A 20480-nucleotide genomic window follows, 5' to 3' on the forward strand; every position below is an offset into this window, starting at 1 on the left:
TCCGTACGGTTCGCAGGGGAAGCGATCATTTGGCGACCGCTTGGCCCTCAGCTGCATGGGATGCCTGCGTTGGCACGATGGATGTCGCGGCCCCCTCGTTCCATTGGCGGTATAGGGAAATGAGCGCACATCGGCGTGCGGTTGCCTATCCATCTCTTTTCATACGCTCTGAGATCGCGGCAACCGCTGTCAAGAACGAGTCCATTTGCTCCTTCGTGCCGATGCTGATGCGAATGCAGTCGCCAAGACCGTCATCTGCAAAGACAGCAACGAGTATGCCCTCTCTCTCCAGCGCGGCATGCCACCACCTGCCGTCCTGTCCATTCGGCACCCGCGCCAGCAAGAAATTGGTATGAGAAGGCGCTACACCGAATCCGAATTGACGCAGTTGCGCCGCAACTCGTTCTCTTTCGTGCTTGATATGCCTATGATTCTCCTCGTAGGCCGCGCGATGTGAAAGGATGCTGATTCCGACCGCTTGCCCTATGATGTTCATGTTGAAGACGTTCTGGATGTTTCGCAGCCGTCCAATAATCTCTGGATGACCAAGGCCGAAGCCGACCCGGATGCCCGCGGCCGCGTAGCTCTTCGACAAAGTCCTCAGGAGCAGAAGGTTGGGATAGCGGCGGACGAGCCTCAGCCCGTTATCCGGTGCGAAGTCGACATAGGCTTCGTCCAGCACGATTAAGCGATCAGACTGTGCAACGAGGCGTTCGATATCGGCGATAGAGACGAACGTCCCGGTTGGGTTATTGGGATTGGCCAGCAAGATGAACTTGGCGTCCTTTGCCGGACCGAACAGCAATTGGTCAATCGGAATCGAGCGCGAGTCGATCCACGATACTTCGAGGAGCTTGGCGCTCTGCAACAGAGCAAGCTTGCGATTGAACGAGAATCCAGGAGACATCATTGCGACGCTGTCGCCCGGTGCGAGGAAGGCCCTGTAGATCAGGGCGAGAAGCTCCGACGAGCCGTTGCCGGCGATCACATGGTCCTTTGAGAGGCCGTAGGCATCAGCGGCGGCTTCTCTCAAGCCGATGTTGTCGTCTTCCGGATACAAATACTGACGTTCGAGCGCCGAGATCGCACTTCGCCATACCATTGTTGGTAGTGGAAATGGGTTCTCATTGGTGTTTAGCTTCACGTAACGTGCATCTGGCGCCCGCCGTCCAGGCGATTGAGCGCCTAGCTCTTTAGCCGGCTGCGCAAGAGAAGAGAGCACACTTTGCAGCTTTGCATCGATCATGTCGGTTTCCCCCTTGATGCGCAGACGGCTGTTGCCGCCGAGAGTGAAGACGTTCCAATCCGTTTCGCGGAGGCGAGGCGCAGTCTGGAGCGTTGGCGGTGCGCGAGCCGAAAGTCGGCGGTTAAAGTACATCCCATTGCTCGTAGGCCCTGGTCGGTGGTGCGCGACGTTGCGAGCGCTTTTGTCGATCTCAGCTCGACGGCGTGCAGCGGTGCGGAGTTGCCAAGCCAATCCTTCCAGACCGAAGCCGCGAGCCTTGGCCTAGAAGTCGGTACATAGGTGACAGCGTCATGCGATGCTCCCCGGTGAGGCACTGGCCTGCGCCGGCTTTTCCAAAGGCCGTGGCGGCTTGTTTCTCGAACCTACAATTTGACGCTACGTGCGAATCAAGTCCTGTCGGCGTGCCCGCCGGCCGGCTCGCGCGAGCTTGAACTATCGAGCGGGTTGGCAGCGCCATTTTCCGAGCTGCCTCATCGCTCAGGACCCCTCTCTCGACCTCAATGTCCGTGTCGGAAGCAAATCTGGCGCCATTCTGCTCAAGTTGAGCGCGCAACTCCCGAAAGTTCTCGATGATTCCGTTATGGAGACCGCGACATTTCCGTCAGATGCGGGAGGAGCGCCAGCGACCAAGACCGGCATTTTATCTGCCAATACCTCCATGCTCTTACGGGGCTGCTGCGCCGTTCGGGGACGATTGCATCGCGGCCATGGGAATAGCTGTGCGATTGCTCGCGTCGGCGCACTGCCTATCACCAGCGTTTTTATGGGCTCTCAAGCTGTTCTGGGTTTCGGTTGTTCAAGGCCGCAAAGCTCATGCTATCGATGACTGTTGTGTATTCCGCGGCCGTTGTGAGTTTTACCCGACCTTTGGTCAAGCTATTCAGCGATAGCGGGAACGTCATAGAAATTGCCGTCTCGACTTGTATCGGTTTCCATCTCTTTTTGAATTCTTTGTTATCGAGAGTTTCGTGACGATGATGCTTCAGTCGTTCGGGAGAGCACGACTTAGTGTCGTGCGTTCAATATGCGGCCGATGGATTCCATGTAATTCCGGAGATTGCTCCGAGCGGGCTCAAGGAGTTCACGGGGTTCGTTGTTCCAGAATTGCGCCGACGCGGCAAATTTAGGTCGGCAAGCTCCGGACGCACTCTTAGAGAAAGCCTTGGGCGCAAGCGGCCCGTCAATCGATTTACGCGAGCGGCGTAAGCGCTCATCTCGAAGATGCTCTGGCTTACTTGGGCAAAGATCGCGCTCAGCGCTGTTTTGCAGCCGGAGGTCGGAATAGCCGCCGTAGATTCGGAAGGGGGCACGTGAGCCGCTCCGGCCCGCATGCCCCTGTCGTTCGCGATAAACATGGCTCTCTCGATATTTACCTCCTGTTCCGACACGGGTGGGCTGGCTTGCGTCCTCTGGACATTGGTTTGGGAGGCGCCGCACCCCTGGCCGGCTCAGCGAACAATTCGGACAAGTGAATACCCAAGGTCATGGCGATACGGTCCAGGAGATCAATGCTCGGGTTCTCTTTCTGCTGCTCAATGCCGCCCAAATACGAGCGGTCGATCCCGGCATCATAAGCCAATCGCTCTTGCGGAATGCCGCGATCGACACGGATCCGGCGCACATTCCAGGCCACAAGCGCACGAGCGTTCATGCGCAAAGCCAGCCATTCTGACGACTATGAAACCACTGGTTATAGGCGGACTATTACGATAAGCTGCGACACAAGCAGTTGGCAGTCTGCGGACTTTTGCTTTAACGCAGCAGATCACCCTAAGGCGCAAATGTCCTGGAGTTCGTCTTCTCAATGCCATTGGCCCATCACAAGCGACCTCGCGGCGCGACAGTTCGCTGCTGGCGGGACAGCAAAATGAACCCAGAGGTTCCTGAGGCTTTTTGCCGGCGCCGCGACCCAATAGGACAACCGTTCAGCGGGAGTTCGAAAAGTGAACGAATTGTTTCCACTTGGCTGCCCTTTTGGGCTGCGGCCTTCACCAGCCGGCGGGTAAACGACTGGCCTCCACTCCGTTGCCCGTAGGGTGAAGAGGCAAGGACAGCCTCAGCTGTGTGGCCAGTCTGCGATCAGCCACCGTATGGACTGCAGGCAGATTCAGCGCCGATCAAAGAGCAAGTGCACAGAATGGAGCCGTTCCAGATGCGTTCGCGGTTAGGGTAACGATCAAAAAGCCAAGGGGCCGCGACGATTCGAGCGGTACCAAAATGACCCTAAGTTCGTTATCGTTGCTCGGATTTCGATAGAAGTTTCAGTTCGGTAGGAGTTTCAGTCAGTGCCGGCCGACCCGAAGATCGCAGAATTGGCTCCCAGCGCGCACGAGCTCACGTCGTATGACAAGGAGCACGCCGTCACCTACATGCGACTTCTCGATGCCGACGCTGACAAAGCAGATTGGTGCGAAATCGCGCGCGTTGTGCTTGGGCTTGACCCGACCGTTGAACCGGATCGTGCGCGACGCACCTTCGAAAGTCATCTGACGCGGGCCAAGTGGCTAGCAGGCCACGGCTATCGTGATCTGCTGCGTGGCGGTTGGCCAAAGCAATGAATACCGCCGCTCTCAGGATCGGGGGAATTTCTAGCAATCGCAAAAAACGATCATTCCATCGATTAAGTGCGTGCAGGGCCGGTACGCGGTACGTACGCAGCCGGAAAGCGCCACAATCATGGGATGCACTTCCTCGCGTGTGAAATCTTGCGGGGAAGTTGCGACAATGCCGGGTACTGACTGGAGATCTGAGGAAGCATACAGCAACCTCAAGAAGGCAGAAGCTGCCGACGTGGCCTGGGAGTGGCTGCGCCGAGATCCCGATTACCAGGAGGATTATAGGCGCTTGTCTCGCCGCCAACGATCCAGCGCAACCACGGAGCAGTTGCGACGGAAGTGGGGGCTCTCGTTTTCCAGCTGATCCGCAAAAGGCATTCGACAAGCAAGCAGTCTTCTGGGCACCCGAAGTACTGTCGACCGTACTGCGTGTGCGGGCGGCCAACCGCGTGGCGCCCAAAAGCTACCAGATCGATTTCGGCAATCTGCCGGGCAGCGACGTTCGTCGCGCGCCGGATGGCTGGCATGCCATCGTGCCGCTCGGAGGCGCGAAGCATCGCCTTTGGCTGAAGAGCATTCCGGCGAGCGGGTCAGTTGTCGTGCTCGATCTGCCGCTCGACGCGGATTTCGAGCTTCGCTTGCAGGCCGCACGTCGATTTTGGCTCGCCCTTGAACATCGGCCGCTCGGAACGCCTCCTCTTGATTTGCCGGCTTTGAAGCGGCGTCGCCTTATCCTGACGCTGCGCGCACTGGATGGATGGCAGGAAGGAAATAACTATCGCCAAATCGCGCAAGGTCTGTTTGGAAGCCATCGTATTGCCGAGCGGGGCTGGAAAACAAACGACCTCCGCAGCCGAACCATTCGACTGGTTAAGCTGGGGCGGCGCCTCATGCGCCTTCGCTGCCGTGCATTGCTCCACAAGGGCCGACGCAGGAATGACAGCTCATGAGCTCTCGGGCGATCAATGGCATACCTCCGTTCTGCGCAGCCAAATTCTTCTGACATGGCACGATCGCGGATAGGAGGAGATCTTTGCGTTCCGATCTCTCACTCTGTCCCTTGTCGTCGGGATGAATGCAACCGAGAGGTAATCTTAGCCCTTGTTCGGATTGTCTTTCTGGTTGACGGCTCTCGACATGAATGGGGGTGGTACAGCGATCTGGCGCAGAGTCATCGAGGAGACCTGGAGAGGCGTTTCAGCTAGCCTGAGCTAGCGTCGCCTTCTTGCAAAGACGAGCAACCCATCGGCAAAAAGAACGAGCGATCTCGGGATGCTCGCTGCGATCCACCGCATAGGCGCGATATTGCATGCCACTTGGAGCGCGTGAGCCGGGAATGATTTGCAAAGCGCCCCCTCGCACCAGATCACTGACGATGATTTCTGGTGCGACAAGAAGGCATTTTCCTGTCATGACTGCCGGCAGAGCAAGATAGTTGTGATCATAGCGCGCGCCTGCTCGTATGTCGTTTGAGGACAGGTTCATCGCTCTCAGCCATGTCGGCAGGATGTCGGGACGAGATGTGATGTTCAGTATCGGCGTTGATCGAACGATCGAGAGCTCTCTGCCCGCGACTAGATTTGGCGGCCCCACGCATACCAGCTCCTCATTGTAGATCTCCCAACTATCGGCAGGTTCGATGACGGAAAGGTCGCGTGTAATCAATATGTCGTAGTCATCCGAAGATGTCGGCGGCGACAGCGAGCTGACGACGTCCACGATAACACCGCCCGCTTCAGCAGAGAACGCTTGCAGATTTGGGATCAGAAGCGAGGAAGCAAAAGTCGATAGTGATGTGCGAACGACAATCCGATTGGCGCCCGCGGCCGCCCGCCGCCGCATTCTCTTGGCGGTGAAGCCGACTGTCTCGAGCGGTTCAGAGACTGCGTTAGCAAATAGTCTTCCGAACTCGGTCAAATGACTGCGTCGGCCGCGCCGCTCGATGAGGTCCGCACCGAGATAGTCCCGCAGCACGGACAAATAGCGGCTGACCGAGCTCTGAGTCGTTCCCAAGCTGCTGGCGGCGCGCGTGACGCTGCCTTCGCGTGCGACGATCACAAAAGCGCGGATGGCGTTTAGAGGAACTTCATCGTCTTGAGCCGCCACTGTCTGCTCCGGCGCTGGATTGAACATCCATCACAATATTCGATGTTCATAGCGGGATTGCCGCGTATCAAGGCTTGGCTGCGCACAAAATCCGCGTGGGAGCGCTTTCATACTTGCTCCAGTACCGCACAAGATCGGCGCCACGGCTCGGTCCTGTCAGGGGGACTAGGTCCTTTTGCGGCGTGCCGCCTTGGGCTTGCGACCTTTAGGTAAGGTGGCGGGCGGCGGCGCACCTTTGGATGGCCGAACAAACAGCTCGGAGACAGTAACGCCGAGCGTCTCGGCAAGACGGTCGAGAAGATCGACTGTCGGGTTCGCCTGTTGGCGCTCAAGTCCGCTCATATAGGAGCGATCAACACCTGCATCGTAGGCCAATTGCTCTTGCGGAATACCGCGCTCGACGCGGATCCGGCGCACATTGTAAGCCACAAGCGCACGAGCTCTCATGCGCGAAGGCAGCCATTTCGATGGTCATCAAACCACTGGCTATAACCAACATAAAAAAATCATCGGATAACGCCACAGCTTGAAATCTGATCATCGCACGAGGCTATCACGACATGAGTGATGGGATTCCGGTCATGGGGGCAGGAGGCCAAAGCATCGGCCTACGCTCTTTGCATGTAGTTCATGGACCGGTCCGAAAATCGAGTTCGATCTCACGCGTCACCTCGATTATGCTCTCTGGATGGCGGCCGTTCTCGACAAAAGCGTATTTCAAAGCTTGGGCGCGGTTGACAAAAAGGCCGCCAAAGGAGCCCCTTTGTTCGCGGGCGACCCAGTTACCGCGTCGGTTCCTGCCAACAAAAACAATCGGCGGTGGCGAGCCACGCGACGGAGGCTCGAAGGGCTGAGTCATCATGTCTCATCCGTGACCTGGCGGTTCAGGTTCACCAGTCGAGATGCTAACAATCCATCGCCCGGCTTCCAGCTCTTGGATCGAAATTGTGACGCTATCTTGCATGCTCTCAAGACACTGGTGGCGTCAAACATCGGTTTCACTGCCGGCCGCCCATAAGTCTTGGCTCTGGTCGCCAGCCATCGACTTCGCCTACAGAATACGTCAAAGCTGAACCGAGTTCTGCTACCAGTTCTGGGGTCAACAAAGAATCCGGAGTATACTGAGTATGCCTGAGGACCTTGGCTCTGCCGTTGCCGATCGATGCTTAAGGGCCTCGGCCTACTCACCACTTGGGCCAAGACCAACATGCGCTCGGCCACGGTCGTACGCGCCCCAGTGAGCGGCTGGTCGCCAAGGCACTTCGCGTGCGCTGGCGGATATTGACGTTCCTGGTAGCGCTGCGCCACGACCGCATCAGCGCTGCCTGTGTGATCGACGGGCCGATCAACGGCGAAAGATTCCTGGCCGACTCGAACAGGTGTTGGTGCCATCCCTCAGGCCCGGCGACATTGTCATGATCAACAAGCTCGGCAGCCACAAGGAAATCTCGTGCGGCGCGCCATTCGCGCCGCAGGCGCATAGCTGTTCTTCCTGCCGCCCTACAGCCCCGACCTCAATCCAATCGAGCGGTCTCCGCCAAGCTCAAGACCCTGCTCCGAAAGGCCGCCGGGCGAACCGCAAATGCAACCAGGAAGCGCATCGGTGCCTTGCTGGACTGCTTCACGCCCCAGGAATGCGTCAACTACATCGTCAACGCCGGATACGCTTCATGACGCACTCACGCTCAGATCCTTAGAATGGCAAAAGTCTCGGTAACGGTAAGAGGAACGATACGCTTTGTCGGGCTTGTTGGGTTCGCGACACAGGTGTTCAACCGTGTTCGCACAGCCGAACCGACTAGAAGGCAATAAAAGAGGCGCCCGGCGTAATCAGCAAAGTGGCACGAGTTTTGATCCTTTTCCCTGCGGCGCGGCAGGAGTTGCCGGCTGGACCTCATGTTTCGGGTTGCCGTCAGGGTGGCACGGCGGAGGGAAAGCGGCATGACAGGCCTCCGCCAAATCGCATGCTATTGGATGATGGGCGTGGCAGAGTTCATGACCTCTGACACTATGTGCGAGTCCTTGTCGGCCTCGGGAAGAAGATTTTGAAGACCGGCTCCAGCCGCTTTCTTTGGACGGCGAGTACTGGCCTAGTAGGGCCCAGCGTTTGTGCGCGCTCGCGCTTGTCTTGGTTGCTTGCGGTCAGCAATGCGATCCGCTTCGGCTCTTCCCTAAAGCCTTACAGGAGGTGCCTGCATGAGCTTGGATATTGATTGCGATGGTGCGCCGCACGACGGACCCGCCGCAGGCCAAGTGTTCCGCGATCTTGGCGTTGAACCGATCATTAATTGCACCGGCGTGCGTAGCTCCTATGGCGGATGCAATCCAACACCATCTGTGCTCGCCGCAATGGAAGCCTCTGCTCGGGGCTTTGTCATTCTGAATGAACTGGCGGAAGCGATTGGACGAAAATTGGCTGCGCTCACCGGTGCCGAATGGGGGCTCGTCACTGCTGGAAGTGCAGCAGCAGTAAGCCAGGCTGTTGCTGCTTGCGTAGCGGGTAACGATCCAGAGAAGATGCTGAAGCTCCCGTTACGCGGCGAGAAGGTGGTCGTTGTCGCTGCTGATCAACGGATGGCTTACGAGCATGCAATTCGAGCAGTCGGTTGTCTGGTGCTTCCTATCAGCCGTGCCTCAGACTTGGACCAGCTTCCAATTGAAGATGTAGCAGCGATATGCGTTGTTGCTTCAGATATTCCAAAGTCGGTGTTGCCCTTTGAAGAAATCGCTCTGCGCGCAGGGCAACTCGGAATTCCGCTGATTGTAGACGCGGCCGGAGAAGCCCCAAAATTTCCCAACGTTTGGCTCCGCAACGGGGCTGATCTTCTCATTCATTCAGGTGGGAAGTATATCAGTGGACCGCAGTCTACCGGCTTCTTACTGGGCTCGGAAAGATTATGCAGAGCGGCGTACCTGAACGGACCTCCTGGCCAATCGTTTGGTAGGTCAATGAAGGTCGGCAAAGACGAGATCATTGGCGCTTACGTCGCGTTGGAACAATGGGTGATGGGAGGGGCGGCTCGTGCGATGGAACGATGGCGCCACTGTATTTCGATACTGAAGCGCGAATTTTTGAGCGTCCCTGGCCTCGCTGTCGAAGAGATAGAACCAGATGTCGTTTTCTGCAATCCACGAATAGCGGTTTCTTGGTCGATCAAAACATTCCCAATAGACGCCGAGGTGATCGCCGAAAAACTTGCCAGCGCGCGCCCACGCATTGTGTTGCGCGACTGTTGGCAGCGCTCGCAACGGATCGTAGTCGATCCGACCAATCTGACCAAAGTCGAAGCCAAGATCGTCGGCCGTTCAATCATTCATGCCCTTGCAGAACGTCCTTTAGCGCCAGCCGCACCACCACAGGAGGACTTCGAGGAGCTGGCAGGAGCATGGCAGGTCTTTATCGACTTTCTTCACGGTAGTGCAGTACATGCGTTCGACCTGCTACAGGATGGTCAAAATATTTGGGGCACGCACATCGGCACCGAAATTTCGAGTAACTGCCGCGGCAAGATAGTTGGACCGCAGTTGAAGCTGTTTTCACATTTGCCGGGCGATCCCTTGGGCTTGGACTACGAGTTCGAAGGGACTCTTCGCGAGGGCAGCCTGACAGGCGTCGTTCGCTTGGGTGCGTCCGCAGCCAAGTACAGCGGCCTGACCTTTAAGCGGCAATTCGGACAAGCGGGTTGGCGCGCTAAGCGGACCCAAACAAATCACACCGTTGGAGATAAAGGTGCAAGTCGCTAAGAAGCGGTCATCAGACGCAGATCCAACTAAACTGCAGATACAGAGGCTGCAGATACAGAGAATGGGATCATCTTCGACAGCAATTCTTCTCGCATACTTTCAATGTGGCCAAGCTGATTAGTGCGTCTTTGACTAATGCGCCCGGAAATGCGAGTGCGGCCTGACCGTTTGATAGATTTGGATGGTGCAGACCACAGTTACACCGAAGTCTCCCAGGCAGGTGTGTCGCCGAGGCGCCAGAAATAACCCGGGCCTCTTTAAGAGGGTGATCGGAAGTTGGCCTGCCGCGTAGTCCATATCATCACCATGTCTAGACAAAAAATGATCGGACGGAAATCGGGGCGAACGGATCCCATGTTTCGCAGGTGATCCGTAGCAGGTGAGGCACTAGGCCATATGCGACCTCCAGGCACGAGAACCGAGCCGAGAAGATCACTACCCATCAGGAAGGATGATCGATTCGTTGTTGTGGCACTGGGCGGTGCAGAAATCATCAGCTACGGCACACTTTATTATTGCGTGGCTGGCATTGCAAAGGAGGCGTCCCGTGACCTCGCCGTCACAGAGGAGTGGATATTCGCTTGTTTCTCCTTTGCTTTGTTTGCGAGTGCGCAGATGTCCCTGGTTGCCGGCCGCCTCATGGACCGATACGGCGCAGGCAAAACTATGAGAGTCGCCTCATTGGCGGGAGGCGCTAGCTTGGGATTAGCAGCAATTTCTTGGAATGCGGTCGTTTTCACAGTCGCGCTATTCGGTATGCAACTTGCGTCGGCCTTTCTTTTTTATGAGGCTGCATTCGTGTTCTTGGTACAGCGAGATGCGATTCATGCAAAACAGCAAATTGCTCTATTGACGTTGATCGTCGGGTTGTCGTCAACATTGTTTTGGCCGCTAACTTCGTTGTCGCTCACTTTGATATCCTGGAGACAACTCTGTTGGATCTATGGAGGCTGCAATGTTCTTCTTGCCCTCCCATTAATCCAATTGGCTCTTGGCAGGTCCTCCGTGAAGCGTAGAGATCAGAACAAGGTCTGTGGCCAGCAAGGCCCGTCCTCTTCCAAGCTGAGTGATCTTGTCCTAATAACGGTCGGATTTTCGCTAACGACATTTGTTTTCTCAGCGTTTCTTGGCCAGATGATCCCAATCCTTTCGTCGATCGGTTTAGACATGGAGGGGGCGTGGGTTTCAGCGCTCTTCGGACCGTCACAGGTCGCAGTACGGCTATTTGCAAGTTCGTTTACCGAGAGAATATCCCCAATTCAGCTCACCATTCTCTCATGTGTTATGCTCTCGGCGGCTACATTTATCATTACATTGACGTCTCACTCTCTCCTCGGAATTTCAATCTTCATTGCTCTGCTCGGGTTTAGCTCGGGCCTAAACAGCATCTGTCGTGGAAGCTTGCCGCTCTCAGTGTTCGGGCAGGACGGGTATGGAAGGCGGCTCGGGTTGATCACGGGTTTCCGATTGTCGGCGGCGTCTTTTGCGCCCTTCTTCTTCAGTGTTATCCAAAACCACTATGGCATCGTGGTTGCATTGGCATCTCTAGCCGTCTGCGCAACAGGAAGCACGCTTTCGTTCGCATTTGTGAGCGTCCGGTCAAAACGGGAGCCAGGCCGTTGAAGAAGTGAGCTCCCGCCTCAGTTTTGGGGGCGCGCCCGACGTGATCGGATGGTCAGCAGTTTTGAATCAATCTCGCGCGGCGTATCATCTTCGATGGAAAGTCGCGAGTTCCTGACCGTCTAGGTTTAGCTCATCACGCCGAAGTCAAGGTTAGTGCGTATTATGGCAGAGCTGATGTGCAAGACGCGGGTTCGCAATGAACTGGGCGAGCCAACTGGGGCGCCGAACGGGGCGCCTCGGCTCTCGCCCTGCGGGCGCCGCCGAGTCGAACGCTAATGATCAGGCGCACGGCAGGCCGAGCGGCATGTCGGGAGTTTTCCGTACGTTCGACTTGGCGGACGTGACCGATACCGCCATTCACCCGGGCCTGCCCCGGCATTTCGCTTGTTTGGCTGGGGCACGTGAGCAAGCGCCCTTCACCGTGGCGGTCCTATGGAGCGGTTGGATAGCAGCGTCCATAGGAAGAGGCCCCTTACAAGTTAGCCGATGACAAGCTCCAAATCCATATCATCTTAACTTCGCATGAGGGGACGGGGCACGACCTTAGCTTGCCGACCGCTGAAGCGCGCCTACTAGAATTGGTAGTTTGCGGACGTCGTATCTCGCCCAATCTAAGCAGTAGTTGCGGTTGGCAAGCGGCCGCAAGGGCAGTGATTTTCGATCGCCGTCGGCAGAAAACAATAAAATCGAGGCTCGATGATCACATACCTATCTGACCGCGCAAATGCCGTTACTGCCCTGGGGATTCTTTGTTCCGGTGCAGCGATAGGGTTCGTCGTGAGAGGACACTACGAGGCGGGAATAGCGCTCGGACTCTGGGCGATCGTCGCTGATGACGTGGACGGCGAAATTGCCCGGAGCACCAAGCACCGAACGATGGCAACCAAAGCCATTGGTAAAGCTCTCGATGCGTTCTCTGACCTTATTTTTGGATCAGTCATCCCGGCAATTATCATCGCATCTTTCATCGATTCTCCAGCATCTGCCGTGTTCACAGCGTTCTTGTTATTGATCGGCGCGCTTCGCCTGGCATATTTTGACTATTTCGGACTGGACGATCGCGGTTATTCGACTGGTCTACCTCTCTCTTACGCTCTGCCCGTTCTCGCGGCGATCTTGCTGCTTGACCACACTATTGCGCCGCTTGAGTTAGGTGTCGTTCTTCCTGCGGTCTTTGTACCGCTATCGTTGCTCCACATCGCCCCGTTCAAGATCAAAGCCTCAGGCACTCTTGTCCATGTGCTAACGATCGGCGCGGCGATCGCTGCGTCCGCCGGACTGCTGATCACGAGTAGGGCGGGCACCTAATCGGGTGGCTTAGAACGTCATAAGGTGGAGAAATGTCGAGCTTAACGAACCGTGTGGTATTTGCCGGAACCAGGGGGCTTGCGAGCCGCTGTCTTCTGTTTGTCATCGAGACCTGCGGCAAAGACCACATTGCGGGCGTTCTCGGCGCTTCCCGGTACCAGAAAACATGGTGGCGGCACGAGACCAGTGAGGAGCTTTGGCAAGTCGCAGACCGCTTTGGAATACCATTTTTCGAGTCGATAGATGATGTTCCTCCTCTCGGAACGTTTCTCGTAAGCGTCATGTGGAACAAGATTTTTCCGGCCCATATCCTCGCACGTTTTGATGGAGGAGGCATCAATCTTCATCCAGGCCCGCTCCCTGAATATCGCGGCAGTTTTGCGCGGACGCATGCCATACTCAATGGCGAGAGGAGCTTTGGGGTGACTGTCCACTATCTCTCAGAGCGGGTCGATAGGGGCGATATTATCGGCGAATTGCAGTTCCCTGTGCTGCCTTCAGAGACGGCCCTCTCTTTAGACACCAGAGCGCAACTTTACGGCTACGCGCTCTTCTGCCAGGTGTGGCTGCGTTTGTTGGACGGATCGGCTACCTCTCGTTCACAAGACGAGTTGATCGCTCAAGAGAGGCGCAAGGCTTGCTTCTATCCCATGCGCAAGATGACCGCACTTTTGGATTCGTCAGACGTTCCACGCAGCGCCGAAGAACTCGATCGGCTCTACCGCGCTCTATATCTTCCACCACGCATTGAGCCTCCCAAGTGGCTCGTCGAACGAGTCATGACTAATGAGGTTCGGACGCTCCTTCGGGATTCTACCGCCGGCGGTAAGGCGTGACCTGGCGCGCAGCGCGGCAGCGAGCTCGAAATATGAGACCGCGCTTATCGAGGACGTCCGCGACGGCCGAGGTGTGCTCGCGAATTGCCGCTCATCGACTGAAACGGGCTCTAAGCTCCGGAGGGTGTTTTTGTAGTATCCAGCCTACGGAGCGGTGCCGGCGAGCCGACGCCTCCCGCAGTCCCAGCTTAGCGCGCGGAGGAGGCTAGCTGTGTGTGGGATTTGCGGATTTATCGGACGGATTACTGATAAGTCAGTGACCGAGCGGAACCTCGCGCGTTGCGCTCAGACGTTGGCCCATCGGGGGCCCGACGCGAGTGGCAGTTGCGTGACCTCTTCCTTTGCCTTTGCCCATCGAAGGCTCGCGATCATTGATCCGGATCCCAGGTCAAATCAACCGTTCCTCGATGAGGAGCTCGGCCTAACCGTCACCTACAATGGGGAGATCTACAATTACCGTCACTTAAGGCAGGACTTGCTCCGGCGCGGGTACCGATTTCGCACAGAGTCGGATACGGAGGTACTTTGCAAGGCATTTGCCTGTTGGGGGATTGATAGCGTCGAACGTCTGCGGGGAATGTTTGCTTTCGCAATCTACGATCAAAACACGGGGACAGCGTTCCTTGTCAGAGATCGGCTCGGAATCAAGCCGCTATACTATGCCCAAGCAGATAATGGCTTTGTCTTTGCCTCACAGGCGTCAGCCATCCTGCAGTGGCCAAGCGTCCGATCTAAGCTCGATCCGGTTGGATTATCAAGCTTCCTCTCCTACCGTGCCGTCTTCGGCGAGAGGACGTTATTTGCAGATATTCGAAAACTGCCACCTGGAACCTGGTTGAAAATCACCGCTCAATCGCACGAGCTCACACGTTGGTGGGATCCTGCTCGCCTCGATAATGGTGATGATTGCAGTTCTCTCGAAACGTTGATCGGCAGTGCCGTGGAGGAACATTTGCTGCCCCACACTCCAGTCGCGGCGCTGCTTTCGGGAGGGCTCGACTCCAGTATTTTGGCCTTCGAGCTTTCAAGGCACTCGTCACACAAGCCGACATGCTTCACCGGGGTCGTATGCGGCGGTCTTTACGATGAAAGCCCTTATGCGGTCGAGGTAGCGAAATCCCTCAAGCTCGCCCACGTCCTGGTTCGGCTGCCTGGGGCAACAAGCCTGGATGTCGTTAAGCGCCTCACCGCATTACGTAGTCATCCAGTCGGCATGCACAACGAAGCGGCGATGTATTTGCTTGCGCGGGCGGTCGCCCATTCTCACAAGGTTCTCCTTACCGGCGAAGGTGCCGACGAGATATTCCTTGGATATAGCCGAATCTTCAGATTGTCTTTCGACGTTCGTCGACAGGCGTTGCTAACAGCTTTGCCTGATGTCATTGGCCGCCCGGCGCGACGTCATCTCGGCCTTCCCAAGTTCCAAGCGAGTGAATTCGAGTTCTTTCTCGGGCGTTACACCTACTTCCCCCAATCAGAGAAGCTGGCACTGGCGACATCGGCATGGAGAAAGGACATCGCTTACGATGCGGAGCTGATCGATTGGATGAACCACGCCTATCATTCAGGCGGCGCTACTCCGGTCGAGCGCATAAGACAATTCTTTGTACGGCATCACCTACCGGCGCTGCTCGAAATGGTCGACAACACCACACTGGCGGCCGGGGTGGAGGCTCGAGTGCCATTCACAGACCACCGGATCGTTGCATTGGCTCTACGCATGTCGTTCTCAGAACATCTGCGTTGGAAGCATGCCTTCGCCCCGTTTCAGGCGGCTTTCACTTCGATTGAGAAATTTAGCGAAACGCTCGACGTCTCGAAGGCCGTGCTGCGCACCCTTTACAGAGATCGTCTACCCGCAAGTGTGATCACGAGAAAGAAGCTCGGGTTTCCGTTACCTCTTGGTAAGTGGGCGACGGACCCGAGCTCGGCGCCCTTTCGTGACTTGATATTCAAAGAATCTCCTGCGATCGCCGACTATCTCGATGTTGGTGCTCTCCGGCGATGGTACGAACGCCGCTCTCAAGCGGCGAACGATGCATTCGGAAGGCAGCTCTGGTTGATTTGCAATCTAGAAGTCTTCCTTCGTCAACTATCTTCGTAGGGGTTCGTACGTTTTGTAATGCGGTGGGCCGAAGGCCACCGGAATTCGGCGCCGCTTGCGCGAAGACCTCGGGCCGATAGACGCGGGAGCCCGACAATGTTACGCGAGGCTGATGCGCGAATGCGCTATCCAGTGCGAACGATGCGTTTTGAGGGAAGCTGAATCTACGCTGAGCTACGCAAATGGATTGGAAAGCGAGGGGAGGACGCTCGCCCTTTATAGCTGCCCGACGGTTCGCGCTCCCACCAAAAACGTTCGCTTCTCGGACGTGTGCAAGAGTGCAGGGCCAGGCCTCAGGAAGGTTGGTTTATGCTGCTTTTGGTGTCGGTGTATATCGGCCCGCCGATCGTAGCCCGCTCGATGGGACCATTCGCGACCTATCTGACTTCGCACTATGTGGGCCTTTCGCAGCAGCCGAATGCATCAGCGTTCGGAACCACAAACGGTCAACGTGTCGGCTGTTGGCTAGCATAAATCTTTGGAAGCGGAAGCACAACATTCGCCATCTTTGGAAGACCCGCAAGGATCACCGCCTTTTCCCGGTTGGGGCCGAACTCCGTCATGCTGGCAAAGCTTGCGTGGTCGACGCGCGTGGCAACATCTCCCTCCGCGGACTCTTTGAGAGGATCATTGAAGAACACGTAATCGACGTCGGTCCTGGTCACCACCACCCAATGAGTAATGGTTTTACCTTCGAACTCAATGCTGATCATCACAATAGGATACCACCCTGCCGCCATCCAGTTCGAGAGGTCATCAAGGCTGTAAGTTCCAACATGGACAGGGATGCCGCGCTGGTACGCTTCGGCGAGATCTCGCTCCTGGAGAATGTGCATCACCTCCATCTCGCTCCCGTGTGAAGCGCGAGACTTAAGAAAAAGCCCATCATGGCTTACGACAACAAGGGATGCGAAGCCGCGGCGTTTAAGGGCCAATGCCAGACCAACTGGTCCGCAGCCGCCGTGAATGGTCGTTGCCTCTCGCCAGATCTCGAGCTCAGCTGTTTCATTCGGCTGATATCGCTCGTCCAGCGCGGACATGACCATCATCAGGGAGGATGGTCCACAGGTGAACTTCCTCTTTTGCCGATACAGAGGAACGTTCCTGACCGTTTGATTCGATGCGCTTTCGAGGTCCGGACGCGACATGACGTCTCCTCAGATGGACGTGTAAGAAGCTGAGCGAGGTCCGGAGTGGCGCAGCGCCTCGCCGATTGTCATGAGAGCAATCGCTGTCGCTGCGATGACGAGCCCGGGCGCGAGGGCGATCCACCAGGCCGTCATCAAATAGTCTCTGCCGTATCCCACCATATTGCCTAAGCTCGACATCGGCGGTTGTATCCCCAGCCCCAGAAAGCTGAGGGTGCTTTCCAGGAGAACCGTCTCGGTGAGCCCAAGTGTCATGCCGACCACGATGGTAGGTGCACAGGATGGGAGAATATGCCTTGCGTAGATATGAACCCGCGAAGCGTTGTAAGTTCGCGCCGCCGTTACATGGAGCCGATTGCGGGCCGTCAGAGCCAGCCCTCTCGCGATGCGGGCGTGACGCTCCCAACCGTGCAAGCCTACAAGACAGACAAAGAGTGCCAGCGAATTGCCAAATATCGTGATGACAAGCAGTGCGGTCATCATGAACGGCACGGCAGCCTGCATATCGACGAGTGCCATGACTCCCTCGTCGATCAGTCCGCCAAGCTCGGCAGCGAAGAAGCCCAACGAAACGCCCAGCAGGGTACTAATGAAGGTCCCGCCCACCGCAATGAGCATGCTGATCTGGATCGAATATATCAAGCGTGCCAGCACGTCCCGGCCGAGCTCGTCAGTGCCCAACAAATGTTCCAGCGTGCCGCCGAAGAACAGTGGTGGCGAAAGCCGTGCATCCAAGGAGATTTGTGCTGGATGATAGGGGGAGATCACCTGGGCCAGTGCGGCAATCAACAGACATCCGACAATCCATATCGCGGCAACATAGAGTCCAATTTGGGGTGGCTTACGCAGATCGCGACGGTCTTTCGAAGAACGAAAGATATTCCGGGTCCATTCATGCGTCCAGGCGGTGCTCATCTATGTCTCCGAGGATTTCGACCGCGGATCGAGCCAGGTGTAACCGAGATCGACGGCCAGGTTGGTCATGATCATCGCAGTGCCAGCAAGCAGAACAATTGCCTGCACCACTGGAACATCTCTGCTTCCGACGGATGTGACGAAGAGATTTCCAATACCCGGCCATGAAAAGACCGTCTCGACTACTGTCGAACCAGTCACCGCTCCGCCGATAAGCAGGCCAAGGATGGTCAGGATCGGAGCCGCCGCATTGGGCAGTACGTGGTGGATCAATATTCGCCGGAACGGAATGCCGCGCGCAAACGCAGCCAACACATAGCGACTGTCCAACGATTCGCGAACGGCCACGCGGGTGTACCGTGCAAGCACGGCGGAGCTTGCGGCCGCCATGGTTACTGCCGGTAAAACTAAGTTGCGCCAGCTCTCCGCGCCACCGGTCGGCAGCCAATTGAGGTGGATTGAGAATACCAGCATCAGAACGATCGCCAGGAAGAAGCTGGGAACGCACACGCCCACGACGCTCGCGATGGTGCTCGCACGGCCTACGATGCTCGCCGGAAACACTGCGGCAGCTATTCCTCCCGCAATGCCGGTGACCCCCGCCAGGGTAAGAGCACAGCAGGTGAGTATCAGCGTCAACGGAAGGTGGCTGAGGACGACACCGAGTGCATCCTGTCGATAGACGTATGAGACGCCTAAGCTTCCTCGGACGACGTTATGGAGATAGGCCAGGTATTGCGCCAGGATGGGGCGATCGAGGCCCAATTCGCCTGAGTATGCGGCGCGCATATCCGGGGTCGCGTCGGGCCCAAGTAAGACGGTTACCGGGTCGCCAGCACAGCGCATAAGAATGAAAACGCTCGTCACCATCAGAACCAGCGTGACCAATGCGCGGGCAATCTTGCTCGCAAATACCTTATGGGCGTTACGCCTCATGCGATTATCACCTCTGCGCCGGCACGTGCCGAGGCTCTGTGGGCTGCGAATAAGGTGTTGAGCGTGATGCCATTTCGACCCCGAGTTCGGAATTGGGCACCGCCCTGAGCAAGGACTTCATGTAATCTGTCTTTGGGTCGAGCAGTACCTGATCGCGTGAACCGCTCTCAACGATGCTTCCGCGCTTCAGGACCGTGATCTCTGAACAAAGATAGGCGACGGATCTGATATCGTGACTGATGAACAGCAGGGATAGGCCCCGGCTCTCACGCAGATCCGACAGAAGGTTCAGGATCTGAGCTTGAACAGTCATGTCGAGTGCGGAGACAGGCTCGTCACAAATCAGAACCTCGGGATCGAGAATAAGCGCTCGCGCTATATTGACTCGCTGGGCCTGTCCGCCGCTTATCTGATGCGGTAACTTGCCGAGGATCTCGCCCGATAAGCCGACGGCGGAAATTGCTGCAGCCAGCCGAGCCTGACAATCGGAAGACCTCATCCTGAAGTTCACAAGCAGCGGCGCGACAATCTGTTTGCCGATCGGGGTGACTGGGTTCAGCGCATCGAGAGGGTTCTGAAACACAGGTTGGACACGGAGGCGGAACGCAGCCAATCGATTCGGCGTCAGCAGCTCGCCGTCAAAAAGGATCTGACCCGCTTGTGGCGCTGTCAGCCCAAGCAGAAGCTTCGCGATTGTGCTTTTGCCGCTGCCCGACTCCCCGATCAGTCCATGGGCTTTCCCACGCCCGATGCTCATGTTGATCTTGCGCAGCCTCGAGCCGCCAAGGACCTCAGCAGCGGATCGGCGAGGAGCCCGGTAACAAAAATCGACATTGCGCAGCTCGAGGATCGGTTCGGGTGATGCTGGCGCTGTACGAACGCGAGCAGGCCCGATTGGCAAGGTCATTTCATGGCTCCAAGTTGTGGCATGCCACCACCTGTTGTGGAGTGCCCTGCAACACGGGCGCTATGTGCCGGCAAATGTCCAGTGTTCCGGAGCACCGAGATGCGAAATTGCAGCCGGCCTGGCGCTGAGTAGGTTCGGGGAGGGTACCTGCAGGGCTGTGCAGACGCCGGGGATGCCGTGAGAGTGGGGGGACAGCGGAGAATAGCGCTCGCGTATACGGGTGCAGGGGAGTTCGAGCGACGAGATCGGCGCGCCCGATTTCGACCAACTGGCCGGCGTAGAGAACGCCGATGCGATCCGATCGCTGCAGGGCAACTCCCAGGTCATGGGTCACAAAGAGAATTGCCATGTCTGAGCGGAGCCGTTCGAGCAAGTCAAGAATCTGCTTTTGCGTGGTGACATCGAGAGCCGAGGTCGGCTCGTCTGCGATGAGAAGCTTCGGCTTCATCGCGAGCGCCATTGCAATCATGACGCGCTGATTCATTCCGCCGGACATTTCGTGCGGATATTTTCTCATCGTCTCTTTGGGATCATCGATCCCCACATCGCAGAGTAGATCTGCAGCTCTTTCGCTCGCCTCTTTCTTGCTCAAACCGCCGATCATCTGGACGGTCTCGCGAAGTTGGAATCCGATGTTCCGAACGGGGTTAAGATATAGGCTTGGCTGTTGGTAGATCATTGCACGCAGGCGCCGATCGATCTCGGCAAGAGGCCTGCCTTCGATGTGAATATCGCCGAGACATTTCAGCTCGGAACTTGCTACTCCCATGATGGTCGAACACAGGACGCTCTTTCCGCTGCCGCTTTCGCCGACAAGCGCGAAAAATTCACCTTTCCGCAACTCGAACTGAACGGCATCCAGGAGGCGTGTCTCGGGCTGGCCCGCAACAACAACAGTCAATCCAGTAATGCTGAGAAGCGGCGGGCTGCCAGCCGCGATGGCTTGGCGCCCGGCATTCCCTTGCTCAAAAGCTTGAACAAAAGGTGCTTCAAGTGCGTCCGAAGCGGTTTGGTCCATGATTCCACCTTCCGAGCAGAAACGTCTTCTGCGT

19 protein-coding genes are annotated in these 20480 nt (G+C 56.9%); 8 read left to right on the forward strand and 11 right to left on the reverse strand.

What is annotated here, in order from left to right; translation table 11 throughout:
* Positions 1–145: 145 nt before the first annotated feature.
* The 3 genes from hisC to YU9_RS46210 all read right to left on the reverse strand — a co-directional run bounded on the left by hisC (position 146) and on the right by YU9_RS46210 (position 2897).
* Positions 146–1246, reverse strand: a complete 1101-nt coding sequence (gene hisC / locus YU9_RS0126830) for a histidinol-phosphate transaminase (protein WP_027575576.1) — start codon at positions 1244–1246, stop codon at positions 146–148.
* A 190-nt stretch (positions 1247–1436) separates the two neighbouring features.
* The gene (locus YU9_RS51160) at positions 1437–1799 is read right to left on the reverse strand and encodes a hypothetical protein (RefSeq protein WP_084299065.1); all 363 of its coding nucleotides are present in this window, start codon (positions 1797–1799) and stop codon (positions 1437–1439) included.
* A gap of 816 nt (positions 1800–2615) precedes the next feature.
* On the reverse strand, positions 2616–2897 hold the full coding sequence (locus YU9_RS46210) for a helix-turn-helix domain-containing protein (RefSeq protein WP_084299066.1): 282 nt from the start codon (positions 2895–2897) through the stop codon (positions 2616–2618).
* A 634-nt stretch (positions 2898–3531) separates the two neighbouring features.
* Between YU9_RS46210 and YU9_RS0126840 the strand changes: the two genes are divergently transcribed.
* The 3 genes from YU9_RS0126840 to YU9_RS46220 all read left to right on the forward strand — a co-directional run bounded on the left by YU9_RS0126840 (position 3532) and on the right by YU9_RS46220 (position 4751).
* Complete coding sequence (locus YU9_RS0126840; RefSeq protein WP_027575578.1) at positions 3532–3804, forward strand: DNA -binding domain-containing protein; 273 nt, start codon at positions 3532–3534, stop codon at positions 3802–3804.
* 166 nt (positions 3805–3970) lie between these two features.
* Positions 3971–4165, forward strand: a complete 195-nt coding sequence (locus tag YU9_RS50190; protein WP_084299067.1) for a transcriptional regulator domain-containing protein — start codon at positions 3971–3973, stop codon at positions 4163–4165.
* 85 nt (positions 4166–4250) lie between these two features.
* Positions 4251–4751, forward strand: a complete 501-nt coding sequence (locus YU9_RS46220; protein ID WP_245266536.1) for a DUF2285 domain-containing protein — start codon at positions 4251–4253, stop codon at positions 4749–4751.
* 247 nt (positions 4752–4998) lie between these two features.
* Here YU9_RS46220 and YU9_RS0126850 read toward each other — a convergent pair whose 3' ends face one another.
* The 3 genes from YU9_RS0126850 to YU9_RS42570 form a co-directional block, all read right to left on the reverse strand.
* Entirely contained in the window at positions 4999–5934 is a 936-nt protein-coding gene (locus YU9_RS0126850) for a LysR family transcriptional regulator (protein WP_051380525.1), read from the reverse strand.
* A gap of 138 nt (positions 5935–6072) precedes the next feature.
* On the reverse strand, positions 6073–6354 hold the full coding sequence (locus YU9_RS42565) for a helix-turn-helix domain-containing protein (protein WP_036018191.1): 282 nt from the start codon (positions 6352–6354) through the stop codon (positions 6073–6075).
* Positions 6355–6535: 181 nt separating this feature from the next.
* Positions 6536–6769, reverse strand: a complete 234-nt coding sequence (locus YU9_RS42570) for a hypothetical protein (protein WP_036018193.1) — start codon at positions 6767–6769, stop codon at positions 6536–6538.
* Positions 6770–8103: 1334 nt separating this feature from the next.
* Here YU9_RS42570 and YU9_RS48155 point away from each other — a divergent pair.
* From YU9_RS48155 to asnB, 5 genes are all read left to right on the forward strand, one after another.
* On the forward strand, positions 8104–9651 hold the full coding sequence (locus tag YU9_RS48155; protein WP_156952140.1) for a hypothetical protein: 1548 nt from the start codon (positions 8104–8106) through the stop codon (positions 9649–9651).
* Positions 9652–10119: 468 nt separating this feature from the next.
* Positions 10120–11274: an MFS transporter gene (locus YU9_RS0126860; RefSeq protein WP_027575581.1), complete on the forward strand. Its 1155-nt coding sequence runs from the start codon at positions 10120–10122 to the stop codon at positions 11272–11274.
* 696 nt (positions 11275–11970) lie between these two features.
* Positions 11971–12582 carry a CDP-alcohol phosphatidyltransferase family protein gene (locus YU9_RS0126865; RefSeq protein ID WP_027575582.1) on the forward strand — a complete coding sequence of 204 codons (612 nt, stop codon included), beginning with the start codon at positions 11971–11973 and terminating at the stop codon, positions 12580–12582.
* 32 nt (positions 12583–12614) lie between these two features.
* On the forward strand, positions 12615–13418 hold the full coding sequence (locus tag YU9_RS0126870) for a formyltransferase family protein (protein ID WP_036018195.1): 804 nt from the start codon (positions 12615–12617) through the stop codon (positions 13416–13418).
* 211 nt (positions 13419–13629) lie between these two features.
* Positions 13630–15522 carry an asparagine synthase (glutamine-hydrolyzing) gene (gene asnB, locus YU9_RS0126875; RefSeq protein ID WP_027575584.1) on the forward strand — a complete coding sequence of 631 codons (1893 nt, stop codon included), beginning with the start codon at positions 13630–13632 and terminating at the stop codon, positions 15520–15522.
* Positions 15523–15968: 446 nt separating this feature from the next.
* On the opposite strand, the gene YU9_RS42580 is transcribed toward asnB, so the two are convergent.
* From YU9_RS42580 to YU9_RS0126900, 5 genes are read right to left on the reverse strand one after another with little or no spacing between them, the layout of a single operon-like run.
* On the reverse strand, positions 15969–16670 hold the full coding sequence (locus YU9_RS42580) for a peptidase C39 family protein (protein ID WP_084299069.1): 702 nt from the start codon (positions 16668–16670) through the stop codon (positions 15969–15971).
* 9 nt (positions 16671–16679) lie between these two features.
* Positions 16680–17585, reverse strand: coding sequence for an ABC transporter permease (locus tag YU9_RS42585; protein WP_084299070.1), 906 nt, complete (start codon positions 17583–17585; stop codon positions 16680–16682).
* Positions 17586–18521, reverse strand: a complete 936-nt coding sequence (locus YU9_RS0126890) for an ABC transporter permease (RefSeq protein ID WP_036018197.1) — start codon at positions 18519–18521, stop codon at positions 17586–17588.
* A 7-nt stretch (positions 18522–18528) separates the two neighbouring features.
* Positions 18529–19428, reverse strand: a complete 900-nt coding sequence (locus tag YU9_RS42590; protein ID WP_084299071.1) for an ABC transporter ATP-binding protein — start codon at positions 19426–19428, stop codon at positions 18529–18531.
* Between the two features lies 1 nt (position 19429).
* Positions 19430–20446: an ABC transporter ATP-binding protein gene (locus YU9_RS0126900; RefSeq protein ID WP_051380529.1), complete on the reverse strand. Its 1017-nt coding sequence runs from the start codon at positions 20444–20446 to the stop codon at positions 19430–19432.
* Positions 20447–20480 lie beyond the last annotated feature (34 nt).

This window comes from Bradyrhizobium sp. WSM1743, from assembly GCF_000473065.1.
Classification (GTDB): domain Bacteria; phylum Pseudomonadota; class Alphaproteobacteria; order Rhizobiales; family Xanthobacteraceae; genus Bradyrhizobium.